Source organism: Pandoraea cepalis, assembly GCF_902459625.1.
GTDB classification, from domain to species: domain Bacteria; phylum Pseudomonadota; class Gammaproteobacteria; order Burkholderiales; family Burkholderiaceae; genus Pandoraea; species Pandoraea cepalis.
In genome coordinates, this window is sequence record NZ_CABPRY010000003.1 from 290,297 (window position 1) to 306,652 (window position 16,356).

13 protein-coding genes are annotated in these 16,356 nt (G+C 65.2%); 6 read left to right on the forward strand and 7 right to left on the reverse strand.

What is annotated here, in order from left to right; translation table 11 throughout:
* Window positions 1-76: 76 nt before the first annotated feature.
* On the reverse strand, window positions 77-1,351 hold the full coding sequence (locus PCE31107_RS09405) for a D-amino acid dehydrogenase (protein WP_130026157.1): 1,275 nt from the start codon (window positions 1,349-1,351) through the stop codon (window positions 77-79).
* A 253-nt stretch (window positions 1,352-1,604) separates the two neighbouring features.
* Between PCE31107_RS09405 and purL the strand changes: the two genes are divergently transcribed.
* Complete coding sequence (purL, locus tag PCE31107_RS09410; protein WP_150607966.1) at window positions 1,605-5,636, forward strand: phosphoribosylformylglycinamidine synthase; 4,032 nt, start codon at window positions 1,605-1,607, stop codon at window positions 5,634-5,636.
* A gap of 107 nt (window positions 5,637-5,743) precedes the next feature.
* Here the strand turns inward: purL and PCE31107_RS09415 are convergent, their stop codons facing one another.
* The 6 genes from PCE31107_RS09415 to PCE31107_RS09440 all read right to left on the reverse strand — a co-directional run bounded on the left by PCE31107_RS09415 (window position 5,744) and on the right by PCE31107_RS09440 (window position 10,343).
* Complete coding sequence (locus tag PCE31107_RS09415; RefSeq protein ID WP_150607968.1) at window positions 5,744-6,538, reverse strand: peptidylprolyl isomerase; 795 nt, start codon at window positions 6,536-6,538, stop codon at window positions 5,744-5,746.
* Between the two features lie 70 nt (window positions 6,539-6,608).
* Window positions 6,609-6,872, reverse strand: a complete 264-nt coding sequence (locus PCE31107_RS09420; RefSeq protein ID WP_130026154.1) for a BolA family protein — start codon at window positions 6,870-6,872, stop codon at window positions 6,609-6,611.
* Between the two features lie 22 nt (window positions 6,873-6,894).
* Window positions 6,895-7,428 carry a septation protein A gene (locus PCE31107_RS09425; RefSeq protein WP_150607970.1) on the reverse strand — a complete coding sequence of 178 codons (534 nt, stop codon included), beginning with the start codon at window positions 7,426-7,428 and terminating at the stop codon, window positions 6,895-6,897.
* 187 nt (window positions 7,429-7,615) lie between these two features.
* Window positions 7,616-8,035, reverse strand: a complete 420-nt coding sequence (locus PCE31107_RS09430) for a YgiW/YdeI family stress tolerance OB fold protein (protein ID WP_150607972.1) — start codon at window positions 8,033-8,035, stop codon at window positions 7,616-7,618.
* 222 nt (window positions 8,036-8,257) lie between these two features.
* Window positions 8,258-8,680: a peptide-methionine (R)-S-oxide reductase MsrB gene (msrB, locus tag PCE31107_RS09435; RefSeq protein WP_130026152.1), complete on the reverse strand. Its 423-nt coding sequence runs from the start codon at window positions 8,678-8,680 to the stop codon at window positions 8,258-8,260.
* 145 nt (window positions 8,681-8,825) lie between these two features.
* A complete protein-coding gene (locus tag PCE31107_RS09440; RefSeq protein WP_150607974.1) occupies window positions 8,826-10,343 on the reverse strand; it encodes a protein adenylyltransferase SelO in 1,518 nt (505 codons plus the stop codon).
* A 277-nt stretch (window positions 10,344-10,620) separates the two neighbouring features.
* Between PCE31107_RS09440 and PCE31107_RS09445 the strand changes: the two genes are divergently transcribed.
* The 5 genes from PCE31107_RS09445 to PCE31107_RS09465 all read left to right on the forward strand — a co-directional run bounded on the left by PCE31107_RS09445 (window position 10,621) and on the right by PCE31107_RS09465 (window position 16,290).
* Window positions 10,621-12,249, forward strand: coding sequence for a 3-(methylthio)propionyl-CoA ligase (locus tag PCE31107_RS09445; protein WP_150607976.1), 1,629 nt, complete (start codon window positions 10,621-10,623; stop codon window positions 12,247-12,249).
* 223 nt (window positions 12,250-12,472) lie between these two features.
* Entirely contained in the window at window positions 12,473-13,456 is a 984-nt protein-coding gene (locus tag PCE31107_RS09450) for a branched-chain amino acid ABC transporter permease (protein WP_150607978.1), read from the forward strand.
* Window positions 13,456-14,745, forward strand: coding sequence for a branched-chain amino acid ABC transporter permease (locus PCE31107_RS09455; RefSeq protein ID WP_150607980.1), 1,290 nt, complete (start codon window positions 13,456-13,458; stop codon window positions 14,743-14,745). The genes PCE31107_RS09450 and PCE31107_RS09455 overlap by 1 nt, the downstream gene beginning before the upstream one ends.
* Window positions 14,742-15,575 (forward strand): ABC transporter ATP-binding protein, encoded by an 834-nt coding sequence (locus PCE31107_RS09460; RefSeq protein WP_150607982.1) that lies wholly within the window; start codon window positions 14,742-14,744, stop codon window positions 15,573-15,575. Before PCE31107_RS09455 ends, PCE31107_RS09460 begins: the two co-directional genes overlap by 4 nt.
* Window positions 15,568-16,290 (forward strand): ABC transporter ATP-binding protein, encoded by a 723-nt coding sequence (locus PCE31107_RS09465; RefSeq protein ID WP_150607984.1) that lies wholly within the window; start codon window positions 15,568-15,570, stop codon window positions 16,288-16,290. The genes PCE31107_RS09460 and PCE31107_RS09465 overlap by 8 nt, the downstream gene beginning before the upstream one ends.
* The last annotated feature ends 66 nt before the right edge of the window (window positions 16,291-16,356 follow it).

Here is a 16,356-nt window from a genome sequence, read left to right on the forward strand (position 1 = left end):
GCGGGCGAACGTCAGGCCGGGCCAGCCATCTTCATGGGGTGGCCCGTCGGCATCCTCGCACGCCAGCGTCCGTATATCAGTGCGCGTAACGAGCGAGTGTCAGACCGTTCAGATCGATTTCCGGCGTTTGTCCGGAGATGACGTCGGCGAGCACGCGACCGGAACCGCAGGCCATCGCCCAGCCGGTCGAACCGTGGCCGACGTTCAGGAAGATGCCGGGTAGCGGCGTTGCGCCGAGCACGGGCGGGCCGTCGGGGAGCATCGGACGTGCGCCGACCCAGGCGCGCGCCTCCCGGTACTTGCCTGCACCCGGGAACCAGTCCGTCGCCACTTTGTAGAGCGTGGCGATGGCGCGCTCGCGCAGCACGAGTTCGGCATCGCCCAGTTCGGCCGTGCCGGCAATGCGCAGACGGTTGCCTTGCGGGGTGATGGCGGTCTTGTACGACTCGTCCATGACGGCGATGCGAGGGCTGAACAGTTCGGTCTTGACCGGCACCGTGATCGAATACCCTTTGATCGGCCAGAGCGGCAGGTCAATGCCCAGTGGACGCAGCAGCGCCGTGCTGGCCACGCCAGCCGCGATCACGACGGCATCGGCTTCGAGTGTCGTGCGCTGCGCAAGCTGCGCGGTGCTGGCCGTCTCGACCGTGACCCCCGATCGCCCCAGGTTCGGGCGCACCGACAGCACCGTCGTCTCGGTAGCGAGCGTGACGCCCATCTCGCGGGCGATCTGGGCAAGGCGCTTGGTAAAGAGCGGGCAGTTGCCGGTCTCGTCACGCGGCAGGTGCAGGCCACCCGCCAGTGGGGCATCGGTCGAAATCGCCGGTTCGAGCTTGCGGCACTCGTCGGCCGTGAGCAAGCGGTGCGGCACTTCGTTCTCGGCGAGCATGGCGCGCGCCGGTTCGTTCATCTTGACGTCGCGTTCGGTGCGGAACAGTTGCAGATAGCCTTGCGTGTGCTCGTACTCGAAGACGTGGGTCTCGCGCAGTGCATGCAGGCAGCGCTGGCTATAGAACGCGAGACGCTGCATCCGCTCGCGGTTGGCGCGGTAGCGTTCGAGTTTGCATTCACGCAGCCAACGGGCGGCCCAGCGCCAGGTGCCGGCCGACAGGCCTGGCCGGAAGATGAGCGGGCTTGCCGAGCTGAACAGATAGCCGAGCAGCTTGCGCGGCATGCCGGGCGCTGCCCATGGCGTGACATAGCCGGGCGCGATGACGCCCGCATTGCCGAAGCTGCTCTCTTGCGCCACCGTGCTATTGCGCTCGACAAGGGTGACCGTGTGCCCCGCGGCGGCCAGATAGTAGGCGGTACACGTACCAATGACCCCGCCGCCGATAACGATGACCTTCATTCCCAACCGTCTGGTGTGTGGCGAACGCCCGTACGTTCGCTTGTTAGTGTCGTTTTTTGCCGTGCCGCACCCGAATGCCGGTTTCGCGGCCCGTGTTGATGACGGGGCGCATAGGTTACCAGAGAGACGCCCTGGCAGGGCGGGAGGCTCCCCATAATGCGTGTGGCGCACTCGGGTCTAACCCGGGGTAAGCAGGGTATAATCTCGCTTTGTCGTTCCCCCGCGTTTTGAACGCCTCGCCTTCCGTCCTTCCATGACTCACATTGCCTGCTTCGCCGGCGCCTTGGCGCTCTCCGAATTCCGCCAGCAACGTCTTCTGCAGACCCTGCAAGCCATCGACAGTTCGATCGTGCGTGTCGACGCCCGCTACGTGCATCTCGTGGCCAGCGCCGAACCGCTGTCGAGCGAAGACGTGGCCCGTGTCGCCGGTCTGCTCACCTATGGTGAGCCGGTGCGTGAAGAGCCGGTGGGCGACCAGTTGCTCGTGATCCCGCGTCTGGGCACGATTTCCCCCTGGGCGAGCAAGGCGACGGATATCGCCCGCAACTGCGGGATTGATCACGTGCGTCGTATCGAGCGGGCTGTCGAATACACGATCGGTGTGAAGTCGGGCCTGCTCGGCGGGAAGAAATCGCTGGCGGCCGATGTTCTGGCGCGCGTTGCCGGCGTGCTGCATGACCGCATGACCGAGACGGTCGTGGCAACACGCCATGACGCCGAGGCGCTCTTCGTCGAGTTGCCGGCCAAGCCGCTGCAGACGATCGACGTCATCGGCGTGGGCCGCAGCGCCCTCGAAGCCGCCAACCGGGAACTGGGTCTCGCGCTGGCCGACGATGAAATCGAATATCTGGTCGATGCCTTCACGAGCCTGAAGCGCAATCCGACTGACGTGGAACTGATGATGTTCGCGCAGGCCAACAGCGAGCATTGCCGTCACAAGATCTTCAATGCGCAATGGACCATCGACGGTCAGGCGCAGGACAAGTCGCTGTTCCAGATGATCAAGAACACACACCAACTGCACCCGCAGGGGACGGTGGTGGCGTATTCGGACAATGCTTCTGTGATGGAAGGCGCCGAAGTCGAGCGCTGGTATCCGCGTGGCGCCGACGGCCAGTACGGCCGCAGCGTCGAACTTACGCATACGCTGATGAAGGTGGAGACGCACAACCACCCGACGGCCATTTCGCCGTTCCCGGGGGCGTCGACGGGGGCGGGCGGCGAGATCCGCGACGAGGGCGCGACCGGCCGCGGCTCCACGCCGAAGTCGGGTCTGACCGGCTTCACCGTGTCGAATCTGGCGCTGCCTGACGCGCGCGAATCATGGGAGAACGATCTCGACGTGGCGGTGCCGCCGTCGCTGCGCAATCCCGGCGATACCGGCGCCGACTATGGCCGCCCGGACCGTATTGCGTCGCCGTTGCAAATTATGGTCGACGGCCCGCTGGGCGGCGCCGCGTTCAACAACGAATTCGGCCGTCCGATTCTCGGCGGCTATTTCCGTACGTATGAGCAGAACGTGGCCGGCCGCGTGCGCGGCTATCACAAGCCGATCATGATCGCGGGCGGCATGGGCAACATCGCCGCACAACACACCCACAAACACAATCTGCCGGCCGGCACGCTGCTCATTCAGATCGGCGGCCCGGGCATGCGTATCGGTATGGGCGGCGGTGCGGCCAGCTCGATGGCCACTGGCACGAACACGGCCGAGCTCGACTTCGACTCGGTGCAGCGCGGCAATCCCGAAATCGAGCGTCGTGCGCAGGAGGTGATCAATGCGTGCTGGCGTCAGGGTGAGGCCAACCCGATCCTGTCGATTCACGACGTGGGCGCGGGCGGTCTGTCGAATGCGTTCCCGGAACTGGTCGACGGCGCCGACAAGGGCGCGCGCTTCGATCTGCGTCAGGTGCAGCTCGAAGAGTCGGGCATGTCCCCGGCGGAAATCTGGAGTAACGAAGCGCAGGAGCGTTATGTCCTGGCGATTCCGCCGGACAGCTTCCCGGCCTTCCAGGCGATCTGCCAACGCGAGCGTTGCCCGGTGGCGGTGGTCGGTATCGCCACCGATGAGCGTCAACTGAAGCTGGTCGATGCGATGCATCCGGAGTCGCCGGACCCGGTCGACATGCCGATGGACGTGCTGCTCGGCAAACCACCGCGCATGCATCGCGACGTCACGCGCGTGGCGACGACGCTCCCGCCGGTGGACGTGACGGGCCTGTCGCTCGATGACGTGGCACGTGCCGTACTGCGTCACCCGACGGTGGCCAGCAAGTCGTTCCTCATCACGATTGGTGACCGTACCGTGGGCGGCTTGACGGCGCGCGACCAGATGGTCGGCCCGTGGCAGGTGCCGGTGGCCGATTGCGCCATTTCGCTGATGGACTACACGGGCTATCGTGGCGAAGCCATGACGATGGGCGAGCGCACGCCGCTGGCCGTGATCGACGCGCCGGCGTCCGGTCGCATGGCGGTCGGCGAAGCCATCACCAACATCGCGGCGGCGCCGATTGCGTCGCTCGACCAGATCAAGCTGTCGGCCAACTGGATGGCCGCGTGCGGCACCGAAGGGGAAGACGCTGCGTTGTTCGATACGGTCAAGGCGGTCGGCATGGAACTGTGCCCGGCGCTGGGCCTGTCGATTCCCGTCGGCAAGGATTCGCTGTCGATGCGTACCCAGTGGGAAGAGGCCGGCCGCAGCAAGGACGTGGTCGCGCCGGTGTCGCTGATCGTCTCGGCCTTTGCACCGATCGAGGATGTGCGCGGTCATCTCACCCCGCAACTGCGCTCGGTCGCGCAAGTGGGCGAGACGGTGCTGATCGCCATCGATCTGGGTCGCAACAAGAACCGTCTGGGCGGCAGTATCCTCGCGCAGGTCACGCAGCAGATCGGTGACGTGGCGCCGGACCTGGACGATCCGGCCGATCTCCAACGCTTCTTCGACGCCATCCAGACACTGAACCGCGACGGCAAGCTCCTGGCGTATCACGATCGTTCGGACGGCGGCCTCTTTGCGACCGTGGCGGAAATGGCGTTTGCGGGCCACGTTGGCGTCTCGCTCAATGTCGACATGCTCACGCTCGACGACGGCTTCGAATCCGATTACGGCGATGCCAAGGATTGGGCCAAGCAGACCGTGGGCCGTCGCGAAGACAAGACGCTGCGCGCGCTTTTCTCGGAAGAGCTTGGCGGGGTGATCCAGGTGCGCGCCTCGGAGCGCGATGCGGTGTTGCAAATGCTGCGTGAAGCCGGATTGTCCGCCTGCTCGCACGTGATCGGCAAGCCGAACACGAATGACGTCATCGAAATCTATCGCGATGCGAAGAAGGTGTTCGGCGCGCCGCGCGCGGCGCTGCAACGCGAGTGGTCGGAAGTGAGCTGGCGCATTGCGCGTCTGCGCGATAACCCGGCCGCTGCCGATGCCGAATATGAAGCGCTCAACGACACGAGCGACCCCGGTCTCTCGCCGAAGCTCACGTTCGATGCCAGCGAAGACGTTGCTGCCCCGTTCATCGCGACGGGCGTGCGTCCGAAGATGGCCATCCTGCGTGAGCAGGGCGTGAATTCGCACCTGGAAATGGCCTACGTGCTGGACAAGGCCGGCTTCGATACCTATGACGTGCACATGAGCGATCTGCTCGCCGGCCGTCACTCGCTCGAAACGTTCAAGGGCTTCGTCGCCTGCGGTGGATTCTCGTACGGCGATACGCTCGGGGCCGGCGAGGGTTGGGCCAAGACGATTCTGTTCAATCCGGCACTGGCCGAACAGTTCGCCGGCTTTTTCAACCGTGCCGACACCTTCGCACTGGGCGTGTGCAATGGTTGCCAGATGATGAGCAACCTGTCGAACCTGATCCCGGGCGCGGCGGCTTGGCCGAAGTTCACGTACAACCAGTCGAAGTACGAGGCGCGTCTTACGCAGGTGGAAGTGCTGGATTCGCCGTCGCTGTTCTTCAAGGACATGGCCGGCTCGCAGCTGCCGATCGTAATCGCGCACGGCGAGGGCTATGCCAACTTCGGTCAGCAAGGAAACCTCGACCAGGCGATTGCCGCCCTGCGTTTCGTCGACCATCGGGGACAGCCGACCGAGCAGTATCCGTTCAACCCGAACGGTTCGCCGCGCGGCTTGACCGCAGTGACCACGGGCGACGGGCGCTTCACGGTGATGATGCCGCACCCGGAGCGCGTGTTCCGCACGGTGCAGATGAGCTGGGCGCCCGAGCAGTGGGGCGAAGACAGCCCGTGGATGCGCATGTTCCGCAACGCGCGTCGCTGGGTGGCTTAAGCGACGATATTCCGCACGTCAGCGCGTGCGGAATAGCACGCTGGAAACAAAAATCCCGCCGGAAGGCGGGATTTTCGTTTCAAAGCCGAACCGGTAGCCGGTAACGCTTACTGGATCTTGGCATTTTTCTCGAGGCCGTCGATGTAGCCTTGCAGCTTCTCTTCCTGCATTTGCTGCACGAGCTGCGGCTTGACATCGTTGAGCGCCGGGATCTGCGCGTCGCGAACGTCGTCCAGTTCGATCACGTGATAACCGAACTGCGTTTTGACCGGCGTTTGCGAGTACTGACCCTTTTGCAGTTTTTGCAGGGCGTCGGAGAACTCGGGCACGTAGGCGTTGGCCGGTGACCAGTCGAGATCGCCGCCGTTCTGTGCCGAACCGGGGTCCTTCGAGTACTGCTTGGCGAGGTCGGCGAACTTCGCGCCGCCCTTGAGCTTCGCGATGATGTCCTTGGCGGTATCTTCGCTCGGCACCAGAATGTGACGGGCGTGATATTCCTTGTCGCCGAACTGCTTCTTGAGCTGGTCATAACGCGCCTGAACCTCGGCGTCGGTGACCGGCGAGGTCTTCTGGAAGTCAGCGATCAGGGCCCGAATCAGCACGCCTTGCTCGGCCAGCTTGAGCTGCGCCTTGACGTCCGGCTTGGCGGCCAGTCCATTGCTGACGGCCGCTTGCGCGAGGATCTCACGCTTGACCAGCTCTTCGCGCACTTGCTGTTGCAGTTGCGGCGAGTTCGGCTGACCCTGTCGGACCATTTCGCGCACCATGGCGTCGGCACGGGCCACGGGCACCGGCGTGCCGTTCACGACGGCGACGTTCTGAGCGAGAGCGGGGAGGGAGACGGCGGTCAGCGACACGGCGGCGCCGAGCGCCAGTGCCGTGCGGGCGAGTTTCAATGCCATGCTGTTTTTCCTAACGAATGACGAAGGCAAGGTTAATCGACGGGGGATACGTCGCATGGTCGCATGCGAGTTACGCTTCGCCGGGAGCGAGCGCAACGATGGCGAGGGCGTGAATGCCGTTTTGCATCAAATCGGCTAGCGCATCATACACCAGGCGGTGCCGCGCCACGCGGTTACGTCCGGCAAACGCTGCAGACACGATTCTGACGTTGTAGTGCCCGCCCGACGCCGCGCCGGCATGACCGGCGTGACGGGCGCTGTCGTTCTCGAGGGCGAATTCCAGTGGGGCGAGCGCCGCGGTGAGGCGCGCTTCGATTTGCTGTTCCATGGTCATGGCAGTGGCTTCCTGACGGACGTTATTCGTCCTGCTTGATGTACTTAGAGAGCCACAGGCTCTGCATGACGATGAACACGACCATCAGGCCCATGCCACCGAAGAGCTTGAAGTTGACCCATGTATCGGTCGAGTAGTGGTAGGCGATGACCAGATTCAGCGCGCCCATTGCGAGGAAGAACAGCGCCCAGCTGAAATTCACCGCCCGCCACAGGGGGTCGGGCAATGCCATCTGCTTTTCCATCATGGCGCGAATCAGATTCTTGTCGAAGATGAGTTCGGCGACGAACAGGGTGATCGAGAAGAGCCAGTAAAGCGCCGTAGGCTTCCACTTGATGAAGGTCTCGTCGTGCAGCAGCATGGTCGCGCCGCCGAACACCACGATGATCGCCAGACTCACCCACTGCATGGGCTCGACCTTGCGGTGACGCAGCCACATCCAGATGACTTGCGCAATCGTCGTCGCGATCGCGATGCCGGTGGCGACATAGATGCCGGCGAACTTGAAGGCGACGAAAAACAAGATGACCGGTAACAGGTCGAAAAAGAATTTCATGAAGTCTCGACTCGGGGGCTTCGGGAGGAATCGCCCTCGGACAACAGGCGCCGGGGCAAACCCGCATTATATTTCAAAGGCCCGTGGCGGGACGCGGTGAATCGCCAAATGCGCGTCGCGTCGTCCGTGCCGCCGCTTCACCCCGGCTTGCCTCCGGATCGCTTGCCGAGGACGCCGGTCGCGTGCCTTACGGCAGGATGTCGATGCGCTTGACGTCGATATCGTTCGCGCGAAGGTGATGGCGGTCGACTTCGCCGGTGATGCGCACGCGCGTCTTGTCGTTGATCTGCTGGCCGGGCGGCAGGTATTTGTCGTCGAGTTCGATGACGAGCGTTCTGCCCGTGTCGTCACGGAACGTGTAGTGCTCGTGCTTGAGCCGGTTGACGATATAGCCCTCGATGACGGCCATCGCATCGTCCGGGGCGGCCAATGCCTGAGCGACGGTCGCCACATGCGGCATGGCCGATGGCACGACCACGCTGCCGGTCGTAGCAGCACCGGCCGAAGGTCCCATGTACTGTGCGATGGCCGGTGTGGCGCTCACGGTGCCGAAGCCTACCACCGCAGAGATAAGCAGGGAGGCGAAGCGAATATTCTGGCCAGTCATGAGCGGCGTTTCCTGTGTTCCGTTGAGGGAGCGCCAGCGTAGCAGATGTGCGAATCGCACCGGGGCGTCCGAGCGCGAGGGATATCCCAAATGGGGCGGCGCCCGGTGCGAATTGATCGAATTCACGGGCCGGGCACACACGTTGGACGCACTGAAGACGCGCACTAATGAGGCGCGCTACATTATCCAGGCGCTGGCGCTGGCGCTGGCGCCGTCGCCCGCTCAGTCGTCGGCCGGCTTGTCGGATGGGCCGCCCTTGTCCTCGAAGTCGAGCGACGCCGAGTTGATGCAATAGCGCAGTCCGGTCGGCTGCGGGCCGTCTTCGAACACGTGTCCGAGGTGGGCGTCGCAGTTGTGGCAACGCACTTCCACGCGCACCATGCCGTGGCTATAGTCCATGACCTCGTCGATGCCGGATTTGTCGATGGGCTTCGCGTAGCTCGGCCAGCCGCAACCCGCATCGAACTTCTCCGTCGATTCGAACAGCGGCGCGCCGCAACAGATACAGCGGTAGGTGCCGTCTTGCCAATGATCCCAGTAACGCCCGGTAAAGGCGCGTTCGGTCGCGGCATGACGCGTGACCTGGTATTCGACGTCGTCGAGTTGGGCACGCCAGTCGGCGTCGCTTTTTTCCACTTTGCTCATGAATGAGAGTCTCCTGATGGGGGCGGCCCCGGTGTTGCCGCCACGCGTCGTCTATCGTTGGACCTGGCACAGATGGGGGTGGCGCGCCGTTTTGCAACGCGTGGCGACTCGCCGCCGCCCGCCAACCACCGATGCCGTCCCTCGATCAAGACGAGCAACTAACCTCGAGCTGTCCGGCCCAGTCGGGCGGCAGCGCGGCATAACGTTCGAATTCGGGCTGTTCGTCGTAGGGGCGCGAGAGCACCTTGAGCAACGTGTCGACTTCCGAAAAGTCCTTTTCGCGCGCACGCCGGATTGCAATTTCCGCCAGATGATTGCGCAGGATGTACTTCGGATTGACAAGCCGCATCGCGACCGCACGCTTCGCGTCGGCGCTGGCCTCGTGGCGCAGCCGCGCGCGGTAATCCACGGCCCAGGCATCGAAGCCTGCGCGATCGATGAACATGTCGCGCAGCGGCGTGTCGGCGGCCGGGTTCTCCAGTTCAAGCCCCGCCAGCGTGCGGAACAGGTGCGTGAAGTCGACCCGTCCCTCGTGCATCAGCTTGAACAGACGGTTGATGAGCGCTTCGTCGTCGGCATGCGATTCGCGCAATCCGAGCTTCGCACGCATGCGCAGATCGATCTCCTCGGCGAACCGTGTCTTGAACACGGGCAGCACCGACTGCGCCTGCTCGATCGCCGCCTCGCCCTCGCCGAACAGCGGCAACAGGGCCTGGGCGAGACAGAAGAGGTTCCAGTACGCCACGTTCGGCTGGGCCTGATAGGCGTAGCGTCCCTGCGCGTCGGAGTGATTGCAGATGTGATGCGCGTCGAAGCCGTCGAGGAAGCCGAACGGGCCGTAATCGATCGTCAGACCGAGAATCGACATGTTGTCCGTGTTCATCACGCCGTGACAGAAGCCCACGGCCTGCCAGTGCGCGACCAGTTCGGCCGTCGCATCGCACACGGCACTGAGCAGAGCGAGGTACGGATTGGCCTCGCCGCGGCAATGGGGGTAGTGATGCTCGATCGTGAAATCAGCCAGCTGACGCAGCGCGCCATGCCGATCGCCTGCCCAGAAATGCTCGAAATGTCCGAATCGGATGAAGCTGGGCGACAAACGCGTGACCACGGCCGCCGTCTCGATGGTTTCGCGACGCACCGGGGCATCGGAGCCGATCACGCATAGGGCGCGCGTGGTCGGCACGCCGAGATGGAACATGGCCTCCGAGCCGAGGAACTCGCGAATCGACGAACGCAGCACGGCGCGTCCGTCACCCATGCGCGAGTAGGGCGTGAGTCCGCCGCCTTTGATCTGGATTTCCCAGCGCCCGCCGGGGCCGTCCGACTCGCCGAGCAGCAGTGCCCGGCCGTCGCCCAGTTGGCCGGCCCACACGCCGAACTGGTGGCCCGAATACACGCTGGCGAGCGGATCGCCGCCGGGCAGCGGCGTATTGCCGGCGAACGTGGTCACGAACTCGGGGTCGCGTGCGGCTTCGGGCGACCAGCCGAGCAGGCGGGCCGCGTCGGCAGAGAATCCGACCAGGTACGGCTCGGGCAACGCCTGTGGCGCGAGGCGCGTGTAGAAGTCGGGGCCGAGTGCCGCAAACCGGTTCGACAACGACAGCGGTCCGTAAGGCTTGAGTGAGGCGGAAACAGCGGCGGAGCGGTCGGTGGCCGGCATTGGGGACGTTCCTGAAGGTGAACAAACATTCTACTTGAGCTGTCCGTCGCGTGCTGCCGGCTTGCGGTGGCGCCCGCTCGCGCGCCGCTGCTGCGCCGCACAACCGATGAGCGTTGACCCGGCGCGCGCCCGCGTCAAGAATGGTTCGGCGCGTTTCGGTGAAGCGCGCCCGACGGCATGCTCCGGACGCGCCAAATGGCGAAGCACGAAACCACGACCGTAGTCTCCGACGTATTCCGTCATTCCGGTTTTCTCGACTTTTCTGGAGATTCGACGCATGGCAACACCGCTTCTCGGCCAGATGATGGCTGCGCCGCTCCTGATTTCCACGCTGCTCACCCACGCCGCCCGTCATCACGGCGAGACCGAGATCGTGTCACGTCGCATCGAAGGCGACATCCACCGGTATACGTGGCGCGACGTCGAGCACCGTTCCCGCCAACTCGCGCAGGCCCTGCGCCGGCTGGGCGTGGGCGACGGCGAGCGCGTGGGTACCCTGGCGTGGAATGGCTATCGCCACCTCGAGCTGTACTACGCCGTTTCCGGCATGGGCAGCGTGGTGCATACGGTGAACCCGCGCCTGTTTCCTGAGCAGATCGCCTACATCGTCAATCACGCCGAAGATCGGTATGTGGCCTTCGACATCAACTTCATTGGGCTGATCGAGACCATCGCGCCAAAGTGCCCCGGCGTGCAGGGCTGGATTGCGATGACCGATCGCGCGCATTTGCCGGCATCGAGTTTGCCGCTGCTGTGCTACGAGGATCTTATCGGCGTTGAAGACGGCGACTTCCCGTGGCCGTCGATGGACGAGAACACGGCCTCGGGACTTTGCTATACGTCGGGCACGACGGGCCACCCGAAAGGGGTGCTCTACAGTCATCGTTCGACGGTGTTGCATGCCTTCGGTGCAGCGCTCCCCGACGCGATGGCCATGTCGGCGCGTGACGCCGTATTGCCCGTGGTGCCAATGTTTCACGTCAATGCGTGGGGGCTACCGTATTCGAGCGCGTTGGTCGGCGCGAAGCTGGTCTTCCCCGGCAAGGATCTGGACGGCAAGTCGCTGTATGAACTCTTCGAAGCGGAGGGCGTTACGTTTTCCGCCGGCGTGCCGACGGTCTGGCTGGGATTGCTCGCGCATGTGAAATCGATCGGCGCGCGCTTCTCGACGCTCGAGCGCACAGTGATCGGGGGTTCGGCGTGCCCGCCGGCCATGCTGCATACGTTCGAGACGGACTACGGGGTGCGCGTCATCCATGCGTGGGGCATGAGCGAGATGTCGCCGCTGGGCACGCTATGCCATCTGCGCAAGCATCATCGTGACCTGCCGGCCGAAGCGCAGCAGCATATTCTCGAGAAACAGGGGACGGCGATCTACGGCGTCGATCTCAAAATCGTGGGCCCGGACGGCAAAGAACTGCCGTGGGACGGCAAGGCGTTCGGCGATCTGTACGCGCGCGGGCCATGGGTGCTGGATCGTTACTTCCGTTCGGATACCTCGCCGCTGGTCGACGGCTGGTTCCCCACGGGCGACGTGGCCACGATCGATCCCGAGGGATACGTGCAGATCACGGATCGCAGCAAGGATGTGATCAAGTCGGGGGGCGAGTGGATCAGTTCCATCGACGTGGAAAACGTCGCGATGGCGCATCCCGAGATCCACGAGGCGGCCTGCATCGCGATTCGTCACCCGAAATGGGAGGAGCGGCCGCTGCTGGTGGTCGTTCGCAAGCCCGGCTCGACGCTCACACGCGAGGACGTGCTGGCGTTCTACCAAGGCCGGGTCGTGAAATGGTGGATCCCTGACGATGTGGTCTTCGTCGACGAGATTCCCCACACGGCAACCGGCAAGATGCTCAAGCTCAAATTGCGAGAGGCGTTCCGCGATTATCAGGCGGCATCCTAGGGGTCGGGTTACCGTATCCGGGATGGGGGGGCGTTCGCCGAGAACCCGCTCGGAAACGTCTCACCTGGCGCGCGGATGGCGCCCGAAATCCAGCATTGACGCCGTTTTTCGGGCGACCCCGCGCCGCCGTGGTCGCCCGGCCCCTCTATAATGTCAGCCTGAATTTCCCCTCGATGCGGCGGTTTCTGCCGCGTCGTTCATTGGTCTTCCCGAAGGAGATGCAGTGCATCTGCTGAGTGCCACCGCCGGCCTCGTGCTTGTGAACGGCGTGAGCTACGGCCTGCTGCTGTTCATGCTGTCGAGCGGACTCACGCTGATTTTCAGCATGCTGGGCGTGCTGAACTTCGCGCATGCCAGCTTCTACATGCTCGGGGCGTACTTTGCCTACACGTTCTCGGCAGCGGTCGGGTTCTGGCCGGCGCTGTTCGCCGCGCCGCTGATCGTTGGCCTGATCGGGGCTGCGTTCGAGCGCGGCGTGTTGCGGCGATTGCGTGCGCGCGGTGCGTTGGCGGAGTTGCTGGCGACGTTCGGGCTCGCGTATATCGTGGTGGAGCTGGTCCAACTCGCATGGGGCCGCGGCCCGGTCGATTACGGCGTGCCGGCGGTCTTCGAAGGCGTGCTCGTACATGTGGCGGGCATCGCGGTGCCCGCGTACCGGCTGTTTCTGATGGGGCTCGCGTGCGCCATTGCCCTGCTCGTGTGGGGCGTGTTTCGCGCGACGCGGGCTGGGTGGATACTGCAGGCCGCACTATCGCAGCCCGCGATGACGCAGGCCCTCGGTTACGACGTACCTGCGCTTTACACAGGCGTTTTCGCCTGTGGCGCGGCGCTGGCGGCGCTTGCGGGGGCGGCGGGGGGCAACGTGCTGGTGACCGAGCCGGGCATGGCGGCAACGGTCGGCAGCGTGGTGTTTGTCGTCGTCGTGGTCGGCGGGCTGGGTTCGCTGGGCGGGGCGTTTGCGGCGTCGTTGCTGATTGGCCTGCTCCAGACATGGGCCGTGACGAGCGATGCGAGCCTCGCACGGTGGCTGGCGCAGAGCCCTGGGGGAACCGACGGCACCGCTAGTGCTGCGGGGGCCGTCATGAAAGCGCTGGCGCCCATTTCGCAGCTGAGCGTGGCGCAGCTCGCGCCAGCGGTGCCGTATCTGCTGATGGTGGCGGTGCTGTTATGGCGTCCGCGCGGGCTTTTCGGCGTGCGGGAGGGGTAATGGACAACGCGATTGCCCGTTCGCCGGCGGCGCCGCCCGTATCCTGGCGCCGCCACCTGGGCGCGTGGTCGGCCTTTGCCGCCATCCTCGGCCTGGCGCCGTGGTGCTTTCCTTCCGATGGGGCACTCACCCTGATGACCCAGATGGGGACCGCGGCCATTCTGGCGCTGTCGTTCAATCTGCTGCTTGGTTCGACCGGCTTGTTGAGCTTTTGTCATGCGACATATGCGGGCGTTGGGGCGTATGCGGGCGTGTGGTGCATGAATCGTATCGGGGCGCACGGGCTGCCGGTGTCGATGGCCCTCGTGCCGTTCGCCGGTGCGCTCGCGGCAGGTGTGGCGGGCGCCACGCTCGGTTACGTCACGACACGACGCGCGGGAATGACGTTCGCGATGATTACATTGGGCGTGGCGGAGCTTGTCTGGGTCATGGCCGCGATGCTGCCCGAGTGGTTCGGCGGCGAGCGCGGCATTCCGACTGACCGCACGCTCGGTGCGGCGTGGTTCGGGGTGACGTTCGCAACGCAGCGCGAGGTCTACGGGCTGGTAGCCCTGTGGGTGTTCGTCTGCGCAGCCTTGATGTACGGCATCACGCGCACGCCGCTGGGGTTCCTGGCGCGCGCCGTGCGCGACAACGCGGCGCGGGTCGCTTTCCTCGGGCCATCGGCATCGGCGGTGCGCTACCGCATGCAGATCCTGGCGGCGGCTTTCGCGGGCGTGGCGGGCGCGCTGGGGGCGTTGAATTTCGAACTGGTCAGCGCCGACGCCTTCAGTCTTGAGCGCTCCGGCGTCGTACTCGTCTTCACGGTGCTTGGCGGCACGATGTACTTCGCGGGGCCGATATTGGGCGCTGTCGTCGGTGTGTTCGCGACGGTGATGCTGGCAACGCTGACGCGCGCCTGGCAGCTCTATCTCGGGTTGGGATTTCTCGCCGTCGTGCTGTTCGCGCCGGGCGGCATCGCCGGATTGATCGCGGTACACGGGCGCGCCTGGCGCACCGGCATGGCGCGTGCGTTGTGGCGCCCCTACGCGGCGGTCTGTGTCGGTCTGGCGATGTGCACCGGCGGGCTGATCGGCATCGTCGAAATGACATACGGTGCGCGCCTTGCGAGCGACGCCGGGCCGGCGGCGGTGGGCGGCTTCGGCGCGTACGCCGGGCCGGGGGCTTGGGCGCTGGCAACCGTGGCAACCGTGGCGGTCGTGGCGGGGGCGGTCGTCGTCGCGCGCGCCGGGCGTTGGTTGCGCCACACGGCGGCGGGCGCCCAACGCCCGGTGGAGGACCGGCAATGACGCAGGCGCAGAGGCAAGCGGCGAGGCCAACCCCTCCGTCCGGCGCGGCACTCAGCGTGCGAGGCGTGCGCAAATCGTTCGGGCCCACGTCGGTGCTGTGCGGCGTCGATCTGACGCTCATGCCCGGCGAGCGGCTTGCCATCATCGGGCCCAACGGCGCCGGCAAGAGCACGCTGTTCGACGTCATTACGGGCAGGACACGGCCCGACGACGGGCGTGTTCTGATGAACACGCGCGATATCACCGGCCGGGCATCCCATGCCATCAGCCGGCTCGGCCTGTCGCGCAGTTTCCAGACCTCGCAGTTGTTCGGGCAAATGAGCGTCATCGACCATTTGCGTTGCGCCGGGCTCTGGCCGGAAGGTCATCGCTACACGTTCTGGCGGCGAATGCAGGGGCTGAGCGACGTCACACGGCGTAGCGAGCAGTGGTTGACGCGTCTCGGGCTGTCGGCGCGGCGCGACGTGCCGGCGGCGGCCCTGAGCTACGCGGAGCAGCGCGTCCTGGAGATCGGGCTGTGCGCTGCATCGGCGGGCAGCGTCATGTTGCTCGACGAGCCGACGGCGGGGATGAGCCAGTCCGAATCGGCACGGATGGTCGCGTTGATCGCCGACCTCAGCCGGGGACGCTCGCTGTTGATGATCGAGCACGACATGCAGGTGGTCTTCTCGCTGGCCGACCGGATCGCCGTGCTGGTGCGTGGGGTCATCATCGCGTGCGATACGCCCGAGCGGATTCGTGCGCATCCCGACGTGCGTACGGCGTATCTCGGGGAATTTGCGGATGCCATCGATGAGACCGCCCGTGCCGGGGAGGCGCGCGATGCTTGAGTTGATCGACGTGAGGGCCGGGTATGGCGGCAGCCGGGTGCTGCACGGGGTGACGATGCGCGTGGCGCCGGGCGAAATCGTGGCCGTGCTCGGGCGCAACGGGGCGGGGCGCTCCACGTTGGCGCGCGCGATCATGGGGCAGTTGCCGCGCGAGGGAGACATTCGCTGGCAGGGTCGATCGCTGACGTCGCTGGCACCGCATCAGATCGCGCGACTGGGCATTGGCTATGTGCCGGAAACGCGTGATGTGTTCGGGCCGCTGACCGTCACGCAGAATCTATGGCTCGGGCAGCGGGCCGGGAACGGGCGTACGGTGCGACCAAAGTCCGGCAACCATCGCGCACTTACGCTTGCTCAGGCGTTCGATCGCTTCGAAGAACTGGCACCGCGACGTGATGCGCCAGCCGCATCGCTGTCCGGCGGCGAGCAGCAACTGCTCTCCCTGTGCCGGGCGATGATGGCCGGCCCCGATCTACTGATTGTCGATGAGCCGACGGAAGGCCTCGCACCGCGCGTGGTTGCGCGTATTGGCCGGATTCTGACCGATTTGCGTGCCACCGGGGTCGCCATTCTGCTCATCGAGCAGAAGCTATCGCTCGCGCTCAACTGCGCGCAGCGTGTCGCCGTGATGGGCCGGGGCGCACTTGTCTTCGAGGGCACGCCCGATATGCTGGCGGAGGCTTGCGCGATACGCCGTGAATGGCTCGAGGTGTAGCGCTGCGCTAGAATCCACGGATCGTCTTGCCACTGCTTGCGCACCCGCAGCGCTCCCAGCGACGCA